The organism is Paenibacillus sp. E194 (assembly GCF_000935845.1).
Taxonomy (GTDB): domain Bacteria; phylum Bacillota; class Bacilli; order Paenibacillales; family Paenibacillaceae; genus Paenibacillus_B; species Paenibacillus_B alvei_B.
Genome location: NZ_JMDX01000032.1, coordinates 22,328 through 37,142 on the forward strand (window position 1 = coordinate 22,328; position 14,815 = coordinate 37,142).

A 14,815-nucleotide genomic window follows, 5' to 3' on the forward strand; every position below is an offset into this window, starting at 1 on the left:
TCTCCTTAAATATGTTTCTGATATTTATTGCGTAGAATAACTGCTGAGATATTCATAATGATAAGCAGCGCCAGAAGCACGATAATGCCTGCTGCAGCCAGTTCATGGAATGCAAGTTGCGGTCTAGATACCCAGTTGAAGATTTGAATCGGCATAACGGTAAACTGATCCATAATGCTCTCTGGCAGAAACGCAACGAAAGTCAATGCCCCAATCATAACGAGCGGTGCTGTCTCCCCGATTGCCCGGGACAATGCTAAGATAACGCCTGTCATAATACTTGAAATCGAAGACGGAAGAACAGAACGGGATACCGTCTGCCATTTCGTTGCACCGAGAGCGAATGAAGCATCCCGGCGCGCCCTAGGTACTGCACGGATGGCTTCCTGTGCAGACACGATAATAATCGGCAGCACGAGCAGCGTCATCGTAAGCGCTCCGGAGAGCAAGCTGCGTTCCAGAGCCAATCCGCGTACGAAGATTGTTAATCCCAATATCCCGTACACAATGGATGGAACCCCGGCCAACGTACTAATATTCAGTTGAATTAACCGTGTTAGCCTATTCTTCTTCGCGTATTCCTCAAGATAGATCGCCGCTCCTACGCCGAGGACGAACGAGATAGGAGCCATAATAAGCACCATGTAAATGGAACCGACAATTGCTGATTTCATCCCAGCCTTCGCAGCCATTCGCGACGGGTAATTCGTAAATAGATCAAGGTTCAAACGAGACAATCCATCTATCATTATCTGAATCAGCAAGGCCATTAGCGCAATAATACCGATAGAAGTTGCCACCAGGAACAGGATATGAAGCACAAGGTCTACCTTCCGGCGGGTACCAATCTGTTTGCGGTTTGCATCTTGAAACATACTCATTAGCTTAGTACTCCTCCCTGAAGCGTCTTGCCACCCACAGCGCCAAAATATTAAGCAGGAACGTAATCACGAACAAGGTCATACCAACAGCAAAGATCGTTCCATACTCAATGGAGCCATGCGGTGTATCTCCCATGCTGACCTGTACTATATAAGCCGTCATCGTCTGGATGCTCTCTAGCGGATTCCAGGTCAAATGCGGTGTTGCACCTGCAGCAATCGTTACAATCATCGTCTCGCCAATTGCGCGCGAGAAGGCAAGTACAGCAGATGATACGATACCCGAGAAAGCTGCTGGAACCACAATTTTCAACGCAACCTCAAATCTTGTTGCCCCGAGTGCATATGCCCCATTTCGTAAGCTGCGCGGTACTGCCGACATCGCATCCTCAGACAAGGAAGAGACCATCGGAATAATCATAATCCCGACAACAAGACCTGCGCTTAACGCATTGAACATTCCCGTCGATGGGAAGATAAACTTCAACAACGGCGTAACGAAGGTTAGAGCAAAATAACCGTAAACAATCGTTGGGATACCAGCCAATACTTCAAGAATCGGCTTCACAATTTTGCGAACACGAGTAGGTGCATATTCGCTCAAGTAGATTGCACTTGCAAGTCCAATCGGTATCGCAACCAGACAAGCAATAACCGTAATCATTAACGTACCACCTAGCAGCGGCAGGATGCCGAAGGACTTCGGTGATATGAGCGGGCTCCACGTTGTACCGAACAAGAATTCTGTAATCTTGACTTGCTTCAAGAAAGAGAACGTTTCAGAAAAGAGCGTGTAAACAATCCCGATGGTTGTCGCTACAGACAAAGCGGCACATAGGAATAATAAAATCGGAACAATTTTATCGGTTACATGCACTTTGCCATTTTTGAATGATATCGTCGTCTCTCGCTGCGGGAGATTACCCTGCATAGCCCTAACCTCTCTTTGCGTTCTTTTACAATTCGTTAACATTGACTTCGTGAAAATGTGATGCCTCAAACATCTGTTTTTGGAGAGACATCACATTTCACTGCTAGTATGATGCTGACTATAACCGAAATCGAAGTCAGTACTTCTCTTATTTCAACAAGTTCATTTGCTCATCGTATTTTTCTTGTGGAAGTGCAACGTATCCGACTTCCTTCGCGATGTTGCCTACATTTTTTCATATAGTAATCAACGAATGCTTTCACTTCTGGCTGCTCCAGCTTCTTCTTGTTCACATAGATGAAGAGCGGGCGGGACAGTGGTGCATAACTTCCATCTTTAATTGTCTCTTCAGAAGGAGCGATTGCGCCTTTGCCGCCGTCAACTGGTATCAGCTTCAGCTTGTCTTGATTCTCTTCGTAGTAAGAGAATCCGAAGTAGCCCATAGCGTTCTTATCACCAGATACCCCTTGCACGATAGCATTCGTATCGGCACTGAATGTGATTTGCTTGTCATTGCGGCTCTCTTGTGCTTTGCCGTTGATTTCTTCAGTGAAGTAGTCGAATGTGCCGTGGTTTGTATCCGGCGAATAGATTTTAATATCTTCTGCTGGCCATCCTGCACGAACGTCAGCCCATGTTTTTACTTTCGAGTTAGGCTCATAGATTTTCTTCAGTTCATCTGTTGTAATGTGATCCACCCAAGTGTTGTCCTTATTCACTACGATGGACAAGCCGTCATAGGCCACAGACAATTCCAAGTAGTCGATCCCTTTTTCTTTTGCAGCAGCTGCTTCTTTTTCTTTGATTGGACGAGAAGCGTTGCTGATTGCTGTCTCGCTATTAATGAAGCGTTTGAAGCCGCCGCCTGTACCTGCTGTACCAACCGATACGCGTACTTCGCCGTTCTCTTTGCCGAACTCTTCTGCAATCGCTTCTGCGATTGGATATACTGTGCTGGATCCATCTATTTCGATCGTGCCTGTCAACTTCTCAGGGCTAGTCGTTTCCGTCGCCGACTTGTTCGTTTCCGTTGTTGCCGCGTTGTTACCTTGATTTGCAGAAGCATCATCCTTCTTGCCTCCACAAGCAGCCAATACTACTGTCAACGCTGCTACGAGCGTGAGCATCATGATTTGTTTTCCCCATTTTTTCAAGACAATCCACTCCTTTTGATTGATTCCCATGTGTTTTGTTGTAATGTATTCGTTGTTTGTCTCACATCTAGTATGTTAATGGCTGTTTGTTAAGACTGTTTGGTTTATTTGTTAACGGAATGTAAAAAAATCAATCTTGTGCTGACATTGTCTGTAACTGTCGATTTGCCTCATTCGCTGTCACAGCCATGCGTGCTGCGTACGCATCTACTTGATCCAATCGATTGCGATTTTCTGCTATGGCACGGAACAGTTGCTCGAACTTGGACAAGGCAGCGTTCAAGCCTTCAAGCGTCGTATTCACTTCGGAATGAGCTTGATCGCCGGTTGTAATCGTCAGCGTTAAGGCTTTCATCATCTGATGGAGCGTCTCATCGATTTGCTCCGTGGCTGCCTTGGTTAACGAAGCCAGCTTGCGCACCTCGGACGCAACCACCTCGAACCCGCGCCCATGCTCCCCTGCACGCGCAGCTTCAATGGATGCATTGAGCGCCAGCATATGACAAGAATCTGACCATGAGCGAATAACGCTGACGGCATCCGCCACCGCTGTTGTATGCTCAGTTAATTCCTTGGTTTGTCTTGCCTGGCTCTCCACTCGTACGGATACCTGTTGAAATGCAGAAGATACCTGATCAAGCACGGTCTTTCCCGTCAATGTTTCGTCGATCATCCGATCTGCGTGCGATTTGCCATCTGCTGAAGCTTGGCGGACATGTTCAGTTTCAGCTAATATGCTGTGCAATGCGCCCAGCGTAGACGTAATAACCTCCGACTCTTTCTGCTTCGCTTCGAGTCGTATTTGATTGGATAAGGATGACAGCTGCTTGGAAGTAAGTATTCCGACATATTTGCCCCCACGTGTGACCACAATACTGTCGTACATTCGTTCCTCAGAACGGGACGCTGACATATCCAATAGTTGTTCGGTATCGATACCGCATTCGACAATGAGTGCCTCTTTATCCATTACGCGAACAATTGATTTTTCGTAATAAAGTGCAGGGGAGAATCGCTTGCTCATTTTTTCATGGAATCTCTCCCGCATCACAATGCCAAACGGTTCAGAATGTTCATTTCCTATGACAAGGCAGCGCAGCGAGCCATCCTCCCGAAATCGATGATCCGCTTCTTCAATGGTGGTGCTGGCAAGAATGATCGGTGCGAATTGAATGAGATCCTCATACTCTCTCTTTATAATGGATGGTCGATTCGCTTCCTCTCGTCTTACTTCCATCTTCGTTAGCAACATCGTCATAAGCTTCCACTCCTACTCTAGTCCTGTTATCGGTCTTTAGTCCCAATGTAGCACGGTAATGTTAATGCTGCCACATTGCGTGTTTTAAGATTTTGTAAATCGACTTTTCCTCATTTTCATATCTTGATAAGACTAACTTTCATGATTTCATCATAGACATCGAAAAAACGGGCATCATTTCACTAGGAGCTTTTTCAAGGGCAAACCTATTTTTCGGGGATCGTTCTCTCGGGATAAAAGGGAGGGACTATGAATGGGATCTGATAACAACCATATTGAAAAAATAAGAAAGCAAGAAAAGATGCTTATCGTCGTCTGCTTTGTTGTTGGCGCGATCATGCTGCTGTCCTTCTTGCGAAGGCTATTCTGAACGATCGGAACTTATATTTGAAGGAGTGTTGACCTCACATGCTCACCTATGATCCGGTTATTTTCAGCCGCATACTTACCGGGCTAACACTGTTCGTACATATCGTATACGCCACTATTGGTGTCGGCATGCCATTAATGATTGCACTTGCGGAATGGATCGGCATTAAGCGAGGCGACTCCTATTATCTGCTTATGGCACGCCGCTGGGCTCGCGGATTCACGGTTACTGTCGCTGTAGGTGTCGTAACAGGGACATGCATCGGTCTACAATTGAGCTTATTGTGGCCGAACTTTATGCGGGTTGCAGGACAGGCTATCGCTTTGCCTTTATTCATGGAGACATTCGCGTTTTTTGTGGAAGCCATCTTTCTAGGCATCTATTTATACACCTGGGATCGCTTCCCGAACCGCATCTATCATTTTCTTCTGCTTGTTCCGGTCGCTATAGGCTCCTCAGCCTCTGCCTTCTTCATTACGGCTGTTAACGGCTTTATGAATGCACCACGCGGATTTGATCTGGTGAACGGGAAAATGACGAATATTGAACCTATCGTAGCGATGTTCAATCCTGCCATGCCGACGAAAGTTGGACATGTGCTCGCGACCGCCTATGTGACTTGCGCCTTCATTATGGCAGCCATCTCAGCTATGTCTCTACTGCGCGGCCGCACCCACGCGTATTACAAAAAAGCGCTCCGCATGTCGATGGTAACCGCCCTGCTCTTCTCTGTCGCAACAGCCGTCATCGGCGACTTCTCAGGCAAGTATTTGCATGAATATCAGCCCGAGAAGCTGGCGGCAGCAGAATGGCACTTTGAGACGAAGTCCCATGCTGAGCTCGTCTTCGGCGGCATTCTTACCGAAAATAATGAGGTGAAATACGGATTTCATATCCCATTTGCCTTGAGCATATTAGCAGGCGGCACCCCCGGATACGGTCGTGAAGGGATTGAACGATGTGCCCGTGGAGGAGAGACCTCCACTTAAAGCATCCCACTACTTCTTCGACTCCATGGTGTTTATCGGCATGTACTTAACAGTCGTGTCCCTATGGTATGTCATCTGGTTCATGCGGAATCGCAGACAAAGCCTAAAAAAGCCGCATAATCGATTGCTGCTTAGAGCCGTTGTGCTTGGCGCTCCGCTCTCGGTGTTGGCTATCGAATTCGGATGGATGTTCGCTGAAATTGGACGTCAGCCTTGGATTCTATGGAAAGTCATGACCGTAGCCGAAGGCGCAACGACATCCAATCACGTGGATACAATGCTGTGGCTGTTCACGCTGCTCTATCTATTAATCACAGTGACTGCTATTCGGGTGCTCATTCGCATGTTCAAGCACAACCCTGCTGAAGATGAAATTAAGGCACTTGGCTGGGAAGGAGGAGGGAAGAAATGAGTTACGAATTAGTCGGCATCACCGTTCTATGGATCTTCCTGTTCGGCTATCTGCTTGTCGCCTCAATCGACTTCGGGGCAGGCTTCTTCAGTTATGTCAGCTCGGTAACGGGTAAACGCCATATTATCCATAACGTGATTGAGCGCTACTTGTCCCCTGTATGGGAAGTAACCAATGTGTTCTTAGTCTTCTTCTACATCGGCTTGGTCGGATTCTTCCCCGATTCAGCGTACTACTATGGAACAGCACTGCTCGTCCCAGGCAGTCTAGCGCTCATTCTGCTTGCCTTACGAGGATCGTACTATGCCTTTAGCACATATGGGGTTAAGAGTAATCGTATCTACCTGTTTCTATATGGAGTCAGTGGATGGCTCATTCCCGCTGCGTTGTCCACCGTGCTCGCGATTTCTGAAGGAGGGTATATTTCGGAGGGGGCTGACGGCAGCATTTCATTTCAGTTCCTGAGCCTGTTCACTAACATCTATCCCTATTCCGTTATTGTGCTCGCTCTTGTCAGCGTGTTGTACATTTCCGCCATGTTCCTGACGTACTATGCATCCAAAGCTGAGGATGAAGGGGCACTCAACATTGTGCGCAAATATGCCCTGATGTGGTCCGCGCCCACCATCCTAGCCAGCTTGTTCGTATTCTACGCCATTCAGGGTCATAATGCGGAGCACTTTGCCAATATGTTGGATCGGGCATGGATGTTCGTTCTGTCCTTCCTGTTCTTCGTCATCGCCGTCTATTATGTATGGAGAAGACGCCGTTATGGCTTAGCGTTTCTATGTGTCATCTTACAATTCGGGTTCGCTTGGTTCGGATACGGATCGGCACATTTGCCTTATGTGCTCTACCCATACATCAATGTCTATGAGCATGTCACGAATCCGGCCATGGCCTATGCGCTGATCGTTGTATTTGTCCTTGGATTGCTCATTCTACTGCCCTCGCTCTTCCTGCTTCTTCGCCTGTTCCTGTTCGACGCGAACTATGTGAAGGGGATCAAGAATGGCACAGGCGGTCGGTCGGGCAAGAAGCATATTTGATGGGATGAGAAGGCATTCATGCAATGCATGCAGCGGATGAAGCGGCAGATATGAATGTCGCGCAGTGCTATGTTAAATATAAAGGAGCACAGAGCAGATGAATCAATTTTTAATCTTTTATGCCCCGTTCATTATTGTTATTGGTTTCGTCATTGCCCTATTTTATTGGGGCTCACGAGACATGAATGAGGATGATATTTAGATCGCTGTCTCTCGCATAATCCACGCAGAACCTTGCCACCGTACGGGCAAGGTTCTTTTTGTTAATGGAATTGATTAATTCACTTACAATCGACATTTTTTAACTTTTGATCCCATCCAAACAATCCAAACATTCCCATTCGACAAAATCTATGGTAAATTATAGGAGTATATGATTGAAAATGAGAGTAGGTGCATACAGGATGGCACAGATATTGTCCATCGGCGAATTAATACATAGTTATAGGCGCAACAGCGGCATGACTTTAGCGCAATTGTCAGAAACATCCGGCGTTCATAAAGGCACAATATCCAAAATCGAAAACGAAGATGTCAAGAGGCCGGAATATACGACACTTCGCCCGCTTGTCGAAGCACTGCGCATCCCGTTGGATACGGTTGTCGAACTGTACTTAAGCGTGGACAAACGAGCAGAGATGCGGCTGCATATACTGCAGGACGTGATCCAGCATTCAGGCTCCGCCGAACTGGCACGAACAGTAGGTGCCAAATTTCTGGAATCACCAAGCAACGACAGCCACTCCTTAGTCGAACGCCTATATAGCTTCGCAGCTTCAGTGGAACACAAGGACATTCGATTGGCCTTGTACCAATTGATCGTTGACTACTCACGCGATCACGGCATCATGCCGTTCCTAGCAAAAGGTTTGCTCCAGGTGTACCTCATCGAACGAGATGATTTTACTCGGATGCGGGCAGTGTACGAAAGTGGAAATCATATCGTAATGTACGCTCATTTTTTGAGCGCAGAAGACCGCATCATGTTCTATTACAAGCTGGGCATTCATGCTTATAATTTATTTTTATATCCAGAGAGCATCGAGCTTGCCCTTCACGTGGTTCAGGAAGCGGAACATGACAATGAGTACTACGTTCACGCACTCTTTATATTGAGGGGTGCATATTATCAAATCGGGAATTATGACAAGTCCGAATATTACACTCACCTTTACTCACAGTATGATGGCCCTTACATCAAAGAAAATACGCTGCTGATGAACGCATTACTCAATTCCAAAAAGGGGAAGACCGATGTAGCTGTAGCTCAGTTGACCACTTTACTAGAAAAATGTGATCAGAATACAGCTCTGTCAGCTTTGAATCAATTAATGATTATTTATTTGAAGGAGCATCGATTAGAAGAAGCCAAAAATTTACTTTCCTACCCCATCGACCCACAACACATCATTGATAGCAATCCCAACATGATTTCACAACTAGCCGAATATTATTACCATCGAGCAAAATATTTCATAACTGTTGGTGAATTTGAGAAAAGCATATCTGGGTTTCTCGAAGGCGCTCTTCATTTTTCAAGAGTGGACGACGTTCGTCAAGAAAACAATGCATTCACCAAATCATGCAAAGTCATTTGACGCAAAATATGCAGATGACCATACCGACATTACAAAAACTGACAGAGCACTACAAACGAACCGATAGGGAGGGATTACAGTGAAGCGTTTCGTGGCAAAAGCATATATTGCTCTTCTAAGCGCTGTCGTCATTGGCGAAGCTACGATGTCTGCTTTGTCTGGTAATAGTGATGGAATCACTCCATGGTAGCCTATTTCGTAATAGTATTTCATTACCGTTAGTTAATTCATGAAATTGCTCGAAGTTGTCTCACTTTGAAAGTCGATACTAGGCTCCTCTTCTCTGTTATTGCTGGACTAACAACATTTTTGTCGACATTGGAAGTGATAACGGACATCACCCATGGTAAGAGTGCCAACTTGGTACTCTTTTTTTATTTTAAAAAGTTTCCCTATAATCCCTTTTATTAGAATTCAATAGACACATTGTATACTAATAGTAAAGACAGGGTGCACCCCATTATTCTCCCTAATCCGAGGTGACGGACTATTATATACTGTGATGATCTATTAAATAAAATTGATCGACTCAGGCAAGAATTAACCTGCCTCATGAACCAAAAAAATAATATTATCGATGACGAAGTCGTACAAATCAGCCAACTTCTAGACATTTACATACTGGAACATCAAAAGAAATGCATGAAAAAATCCTCTATTAAAATATAAAAAGAGGATTGCAAAACATGATCACGAAAAAGAATTTGGTATTACAGTATTCACTCTCTCATTAGGTTTAAGATTTGCGACCGGAGCAAAACCTGCTCTTGATCATGCGGATGAATCCGCTTCGAACAACATTTCGGTCTCGGCTATGGACAAACAGGATCAATCAATTTCCACCAGATTTATCAGTTCCATTGGCGACAAATAAAATGTGTATTACCAAGCGGTGTTTCTGTCGCTTCCGCCAATTGCGATCATGCCTGTCCTAGAAAAAATCACAGAGTAGTTTCGAAAAATAGCATAATGCCAACCCGGCGTCGTTCAGATGCCGGGTTTTACGACATACCCTTTTGCCCATGCCACGTACATGAAAATAGAAGCGTCTTGAACATTATCTGACAGAGAGTGTTCAAGACGCTTTCATATCATCTCACTTATTAAAAGGAAGCATTTTCACCTGAAAAGTTTCGACTGCCAATCTGTAGATTGATTTCCTCATAAGTCATTTTCTTAGTCTCGTTATCTCCAAACTTACGAACAACAGGTGTAGGATTTTGATTAAAATTCATACTTAAGCTTTGGTTAGAATAGTGACCAGCAGGATCGATGTAATATTTATAATCAATTATTTTTTCTATATCTATATCACCATAAGCGATTCCTTCTGTTTCTGCAGGAATCATATCGCTAATTGGTTCTCCATCAGGTCCATAAATACAAGTATGTCCACTCTTGAATGTATCGAAGTATTCTTTTTGTTCAGGTGTTAAACAAATCATACTTTTCATTTCTTCCGAATATATAGATGATGTCATTAAAACAAAGGTTTGAGTTGAAATAGCATAATATCGACTTGAGATTTCATCATCAAAGTATCCTGGCCAGGAGGCTACATGTACTTGTTCATTTTGTGAATTCATTGCAAGCAGATTTAAAGGAACCTGGTGTTCCCAACACATCAGTCCACCCAAATTACCAAGCTCCGTTTTAAATACGGGCATCAAGCTTCCATTTCCGTCTCCCCATATAAGTCTTTCAGCAACAGACGCTCTCATCTTTCGATGTTTTCCAATTAAATCGCCCTTGGGATTAAACCATAGTTGAGTTAAATATAAAGATCCACCATCTTTTTCACTACAAGACATACATACGTAAGTTTCGTGTTTTCTAGCTGCTTCACTTATTTTTTGAATAGCTAAGCTAGGAATCTCAACTGCATTTTTGTAGAGATCATGATAGAATTTTTTCGTATATTCTGGATGGCCAATAAATGCAAACCAAGGATAACCGGGAAGAAAAGCTTCGGGAAAAGCAACTAATTTTGCACCATTAGATGCTGCTTCAGCAATCAATTTGCAAGATTTCTCAACTGTTGCATCTAAATCCAAGTATACAGGTGCAGCCTGGACAGCTGCTGCGCGATATTTAGGATAATTTCCCACAATAAATTTCTCCTTTTGTAATTATTTATAATTATTTGAGTTCAAATAATTATTTAACTACAAATTAACATTTGAGAAATCTTTTGTAACCATCCACTTTCCATTTTTTACCCATCCACTTTCTATTTTTGTTAATTTGATCAAATAGAAATACAAATAGCCTTCAGCATCTGAAACTGGAGTTAAATGATTATGTGAACGGGTACAATAAATACCGAATTCATGGAACACTAGGCTAGATGAGCCCAGTTGGTTACAAAAAATTGACCCTAAAAAAAGTGGTCTAGTTTAGTGTTGACAGTCCAAGGCGTACATTTTATAACTTAATATTTAATTACTTTTATGACGTTACCATTTTTATCATATACATATTCTATTATTTTTTATTTTTGCTCTTCGAATAAATGAACATGAGCTTTCCATCCGGGTTGTAATGATATTCTACTTCTTGATACAAATCGAGCATTGATATTGATGAAAAGTCAGATACTCCGTTGTCTTGATCCCATACCCGCACTTTCCAAGTATACGTTTCTTTTGTAATGATACTGCTAAGTAAAAGAGTGTGAAGAGAACGTTGGCTGCTTATACGCCCAGTTTGGAGAGCAATTTGTCCATTTTGATTATATACCAAGAGTTCATATGCAGCTTGAGGGCTGTCCTTCGGTGATTTATAGTTCCATTGGAATTCTACAGCACCGTTTGTGATACGAGATTGTAGCTGAGAAGGAGGCAATGGCTTAAGCTTGTCTCCCCAAATAATCGCCCTACGCTCCGAATATGCCGACGCAGTGTTCTTATCATCCCATACTCTTACTTCCCAACTATATTGCTTCTTGGTATTAAATAGACCCAGTTCAGCCGAGTGGGAGCTTCTATTCAAATTTATTTTGGCCGTCGATAAGAACTCTTTTCCATTTTCATCATAAACATTGATTTCATAGGCTGATTGCGGGCTCTTACTAGGAGATTCATATTTCCAGTTGAAAAAGATAGTCCCATCCTTAAAATGATTCGATAGTTCATAGGCTCTTAGTGGCTTCTCTTTTTCTTTCCAATAAAAGGTCGCAGGGGCTGAATACTCAGATACTTGATTATCACTATTCCATACCCTAACCCTCCACGAATAATGAGAATTTTTTGATAAAGAATTTGGTGGTAATGCGAAAGAGTTCGTATTAATCATCTCTTTTTTCTTTATATAGACCTTGTCACCATTAAAAATTTCGATTTCATACGCAGACTGACGTTGATTTTCTGCATCCGAATATGTCCATGACAGATGAACCGTATCATCTGTTACTACCTCATTATTATTCGGCTTTAAATTTGAGACAATAGGGGCGAAACTAGTTGTCGGGGTATAAGTGATTGCAACCTCTACATATGTCATAGAGCTAGAACTCGACATGAAAGGAGAGTAAAAAGCCGCTCCATAAAACTTGCCCGTAGTCCCTCCCCAAGCAGTTCTCAGCTCATCTTTCCCAACGTGCAGCTCATTGGGTTCGCCATCAGCAGTTTTTCCGATGTACTTAACCAACCTTCCGTCGAGACCTGGTTCTTCCTTACAATTTGTATAACCTGCATTCTCATATTCCTCTAGCGTAAGATATGCCTTCATCGGTCTACTGAATGTATAATAATCTCCATCAGGGGTTAGTTCGAAGGAGTGGCTCGTAAATGATATTTTTTCAATTAGCGAAATTGGAAAATTTGGTGTGTCTATATATATTTTGTTGCTGTTGGAATAATCCGGAGATGACGTTTTCGAGATACCAGGTGTCGCCATCATTACAATCTGAAGCGGATACTCCAATTCCTTATCATTTACATTGACTTTGACTACCGATTCATTAACATTCACATGTTTAATAGAAAATTGGGAATCGCGTATCTTTCCTTTACGATCAATAATGAACCCATCTAACTGAAAAACCTCGTCATGATTCAATCTATTTGTTAATTCCAGTCTGCTTGGACTTTGGGATGATACGATAAGATCTTTAGATTGCAATTTAAACTCATATTCTTGCGAGGCCTTCTTATTATGAAGCTGAATCTGAAGAAACATCTGATCATATTGTGAAATATATTGAAATGATGCGTTCGACCACAGATTAGGATAATAAATCCGGTTTTGTTTCACTTGCGGAGAACTTGAGATGGTATTCAACGGTTCTAGTGCCATATTACTGCCTACATAATTGATATGAAGTGCTGCATTTTTCCTTGCAACGTCCAACTCGTACACATTTTCATTCATATATGCTATGGTTTTTGAGTTGTTTGATAAGTTAAAGATGTTGTTAATGTCTTTCCATCCGCTCGTCGTCCTATAATGCATAGGCCGAGATGAAATATATGTAGTTCTTGAATTATTGGAATGAAGAAAAGTCTTGGAGGTATCCGTTCGTTCACTCATAAGCTCCTTCGAATCTTGTTGAAGCATCCTTTCAGATAAATTTGGCGAGTAAGCATCTAGCTTTTGGTCATTCACTCCGACATAACAAATAACAAAAAAGCATAGTATTAAGCACAATTTCATCACTCTTAGCGCTCTTGGCATGAAGACTCGTTACCTCCTGAACGAAAATTTGGAATAATTAGCTCACTATCTTTCCTCACTGATCTGTCAGTTCTCTATTATTGCATAAATAAGCCCCCCTCATTAGGCTGATTCCATACTAGCGTTAAGGGATTTTGTGTGATTAACTTTGATGATTTCATCCTTAATGTGAATGTAATAGAATCCGCTTACTTGTTGTAGATCATCCCGGTGACCCCATTATATTCCATTTCTCCGGTTTCGTCAGACTTTACCATATCAAGAAACCTGGCCTTATTTAAATCATCTGCATCTTTACTTAAATTGGTTGCTCACTCTTGTTGTCAGGCCCCAGGCGTAATTAATGTCTTTCACTTTTTCCTTGATAATTTTAATTTCCACTTTGTTATCCATAGTGATTCTGGTTTTTTCCACTCTTCCTCGTCTAAATCAAAGCTTTCAAAGTTACTAAAACATGCCGCCCGATTCATTCGGCACTGGGTGAGGTAAAAAACAAGCCTTGAAGGAGTACCCCTCAAGGCAAATTAATTTATTAAAGTCCCATCAATTGCTCATTAGCTTTCCAATCCTCAGGTGATTTCCTTCCTTTTGAAAACAATTTCAAGCCGTTCTCGATCCACTTCTCTCTCCATAGCTTATAAGTATCTTCTTTGTTTGTTATATCATCATCATCGTAACCGTAATGGAATCCACAGCATGGACAAATTTCATCAGAAGGGGCTCCTCTCTCATCATAAGGAGGTCCATACAATCCGGCATAATTACATACAAAACATTTATTCTCCATTATTATCATCCTCAACTTCTTGGTTGCCTACTCCAATAAGTAGGCGATGTCGGCTTATAAAACGTTTTTGTTGTAGTGTTAGCAGTGTACGAAACTAACGTATTTGAACTAGGTTCATACACTCTAATTGTACCATCAGTATCAGCTTTAACTTGGTAATTCCCCCCCTTTGTTAAAGAAATCATTTGTCTTCTTAGCATATTCTTCAGCGTTTCTTGTACCAAAATCAGCGCCGTGTCTTTTTTGAGGGAGAGAAATGGATTGAAAGTGGCATATTCTTTCATATGGGGGCAATAAAGGTTAAGTTCTTTCTGAGCGTGACGCCCGATTCATTCGGCACTGGGTGTGGGTCACAATCAAAAAAAGGAAAACCGTATGGAGTTGTTGAACTCGCATGTGGTTTATCAGTTTTTACCGCCCCTTCCAGACCAAGTAGTCCTTTAGATTTTTCCAATCTTGAATTTTCTCTATATCCGTACTCTGTATTCGAATAAATGGATCATTCTTAAAGAAAAATACAATATTCACCTTGTATTTTTGTAAGACAATCCATTCAACCATTTTAAAACATTCCTGTAATTGCTTTTCATCATCTTCCCTAGGTTCTCCTAATTCAATAAAAAGTTTTGCTTTGTCTTGAAATCTATCTCCAAATTCAACAAAAGAAATATAATCCTTGTAAGCTTTTAACTCTTTATTTTGAGCTTCAATA

Annotated in this window: 11 protein-coding genes and 3 pseudogenes; 6 read left to right on the forward strand and 8 right to left on the reverse strand. The window is 42.5% G+C overall.

Annotated elements, in window-relative coordinates; genetic code table 11:
- Positions 1-5: 5 nt before the first annotated feature.
- The 4 genes and pseudogenes from pstA to AZ66_RS06835 all read right to left on the reverse strand — a co-directional run bounded on the left by pstA (position 6) and on the right by AZ66_RS06835 (position 4,224).
- Positions 6-881, reverse strand: a complete 876-nt coding sequence (gene pstA, locus AZ66_RS06820) for a phosphate ABC transporter permease PstA (RefSeq protein ID WP_044354137.1) — start codon at positions 879-881, stop codon at positions 6-8.
- 4 nt (positions 882-885) lie between these two features.
- A complete protein-coding gene (pstC, locus tag AZ66_RS06825) occupies positions 886-1,812 on the reverse strand; it encodes a phosphate ABC transporter permease subunit PstC (protein ID WP_021252120.1) in 927 nt (308 codons plus the stop codon).
- Between the two features lie 148 nt (positions 1,813-1,960).
- Positions 1,961-2,966: pseudogene (locus tag AZ66_RS06830) on the reverse strand (phosphate ABC transporter substrate-binding protein PstS family protein).
- Positions 2,967-3,096: 130 nt separating this feature from the next.
- Positions 3,097-4,224, reverse strand: a complete 1,128-nt coding sequence (locus AZ66_RS06835; protein WP_044354139.1) for a methyl-accepting chemotaxis protein — start codon at positions 4,222-4,224, stop codon at positions 3,097-3,099.
- A 408-nt stretch (positions 4,225-4,632) separates the two neighbouring features.
- Between AZ66_RS06835 and AZ66_RS06840 the strand changes: the two are divergent.
- From AZ66_RS06840 to AZ66_RS30435, 5 genes and pseudogenes are all read left to right on the forward strand, one after another.
- Positions 4,633-5,995 (forward strand): annotated as a pseudogene (locus AZ66_RS06840) (cytochrome ubiquinol oxidase subunit I).
- Positions 5,992-7,044, forward strand: coding sequence for a cytochrome d ubiquinol oxidase subunit II (locus AZ66_RS06845; RefSeq protein WP_044354141.1), 1,053 nt, complete (start codon positions 5,992-5,994; stop codon positions 7,042-7,044). Before AZ66_RS06840 ends, AZ66_RS06845 begins: the two are co-directional and overlap by 4 nt.
- A gap of 97 nt (positions 7,045-7,141) precedes the next feature.
- Positions 7,142-7,246: a cytochrome bd oxidase small subunit CydS gene (gene cydS / locus AZ66_RS33720; protein ID WP_442950273.1), complete on the forward strand. Its 105-nt coding sequence runs from the start codon at positions 7,142-7,144 to the stop codon at positions 7,244-7,246.
- A gap of 202 nt (positions 7,247-7,448) precedes the next feature.
- Positions 7,449-8,642: a helix-turn-helix domain-containing protein gene (locus tag AZ66_RS06850; RefSeq protein ID WP_082061480.1), complete on the forward strand. Its 1,194-nt coding sequence runs from the start codon at positions 7,449-7,451 to the stop codon at positions 8,640-8,642.
- A gap of 519 nt (positions 8,643-9,161) precedes the next feature.
- Entirely contained in the window at positions 9,162-9,311 is a 150-nt protein-coding gene (locus AZ66_RS30435; RefSeq protein ID WP_269433062.1) for a Spo0E family sporulation regulatory protein-aspartic acid phosphatase, read from the forward strand.
- A gap of 434 nt (positions 9,312-9,745) precedes the next feature.
- Here AZ66_RS30435 and AZ66_RS06855 read toward each other — a convergent pair whose 3' ends face one another.
- Entirely contained in the window at positions 9,746-10,753 is a 1,008-nt protein-coding gene (locus AZ66_RS06855; RefSeq protein WP_044354143.1) for a carbon-nitrogen hydrolase family protein, read from the reverse strand.
- A gap of 164 nt (positions 10,754-10,917) precedes the next feature.
- On the opposite strand from AZ66_RS06855, the pseudogene AZ66_RS31265 reads away from it, so the two are divergent.
- A pseudogene (locus AZ66_RS31265) lies at positions 10,918-10,989 on the forward strand (hypothetical protein); the annotation flags it as partial.
- Between the two features lie 137 nt (positions 10,990-11,126).
- Here AZ66_RS31265 and AZ66_RS06860 read toward each other — a convergent pair.
- The 3 genes from AZ66_RS06860 to AZ66_RS31800 form a co-directional block, all read right to left on the reverse strand.
- Positions 11,127-13,316, reverse strand: a complete 2,190-nt coding sequence (locus AZ66_RS06860; RefSeq protein ID WP_044354145.1) for a fibronectin type III domain-containing protein — start codon at positions 13,314-13,316, stop codon at positions 11,127-11,129.
- 532 nt (positions 13,317-13,848) lie between these two features.
- Positions 13,849-14,112: a hypothetical protein gene (locus AZ66_RS06865; RefSeq protein WP_156159920.1), complete on the reverse strand. Its 264-nt coding sequence runs from the start codon at positions 14,110-14,112 to the stop codon at positions 13,849-13,851.
- 402 nt (positions 14,113-14,514) lie between these two features.
- Positions 14,515-14,815 (reverse strand): hypothetical protein (locus tag AZ66_RS31800; protein ID WP_044354148.1); only part of this gene is annotated, 301 nt, incomplete at its 5' end.

Excerpts from the sequence above, each read along its gene's own strand:
- pstA (WP_044354137.1), bottom strand. The coding sequence starts at position 881 with ATGAGTATGTTTCAAGATGCAAACCGCAAACAGATTGGTACCCGCCGG.
- pstC (WP_021252120.1), bottom strand. The coding sequence starts at position 1,812 with ATGCAGGGTAATCTCCCGCAGCGAGAGACGACGATATCATTCAAAAAT.
- AZ66_RS06835 (WP_044354139.1), bottom strand. The coding sequence starts at position 4,224 with ATGACGATGTTGCTAACGAAGATGGAAGTAAGACGAGAGGAAGCGAAT.
- AZ66_RS06845 (WP_044354141.1), top strand. The coding sequence starts at position 5,992 with ATGAGTTACGAATTAGTCGGCATCACCGTTCTATGGATCTTCCTGTTC.
- cydS (WP_442950273.1), top strand. The coding sequence starts at position 7,142 with ATGAATCAATTTTTAATCTTTTATGCCCCGTTCATTATTGTTATTGGT.
- AZ66_RS06850 (WP_082061480.1), top strand. The coding sequence starts at position 7,449 with ATGGCACAGATATTGTCCATCGGCGAATTAATACATAGTTATAGGCGC.
- AZ66_RS06860 (WP_044354145.1), bottom strand. The coding sequence starts at position 13,316 with ATGCCAAGAGCGCTAAGAGTGATGAAATTGTGCTTAATACTATGCTTT.
- AZ66_RS06865 (WP_156159920.1), bottom strand. The coding sequence starts at position 14,112 with ATGATAATAATGGAGAATAAATGTTTTGTATGTAATTATGCCGGATTG.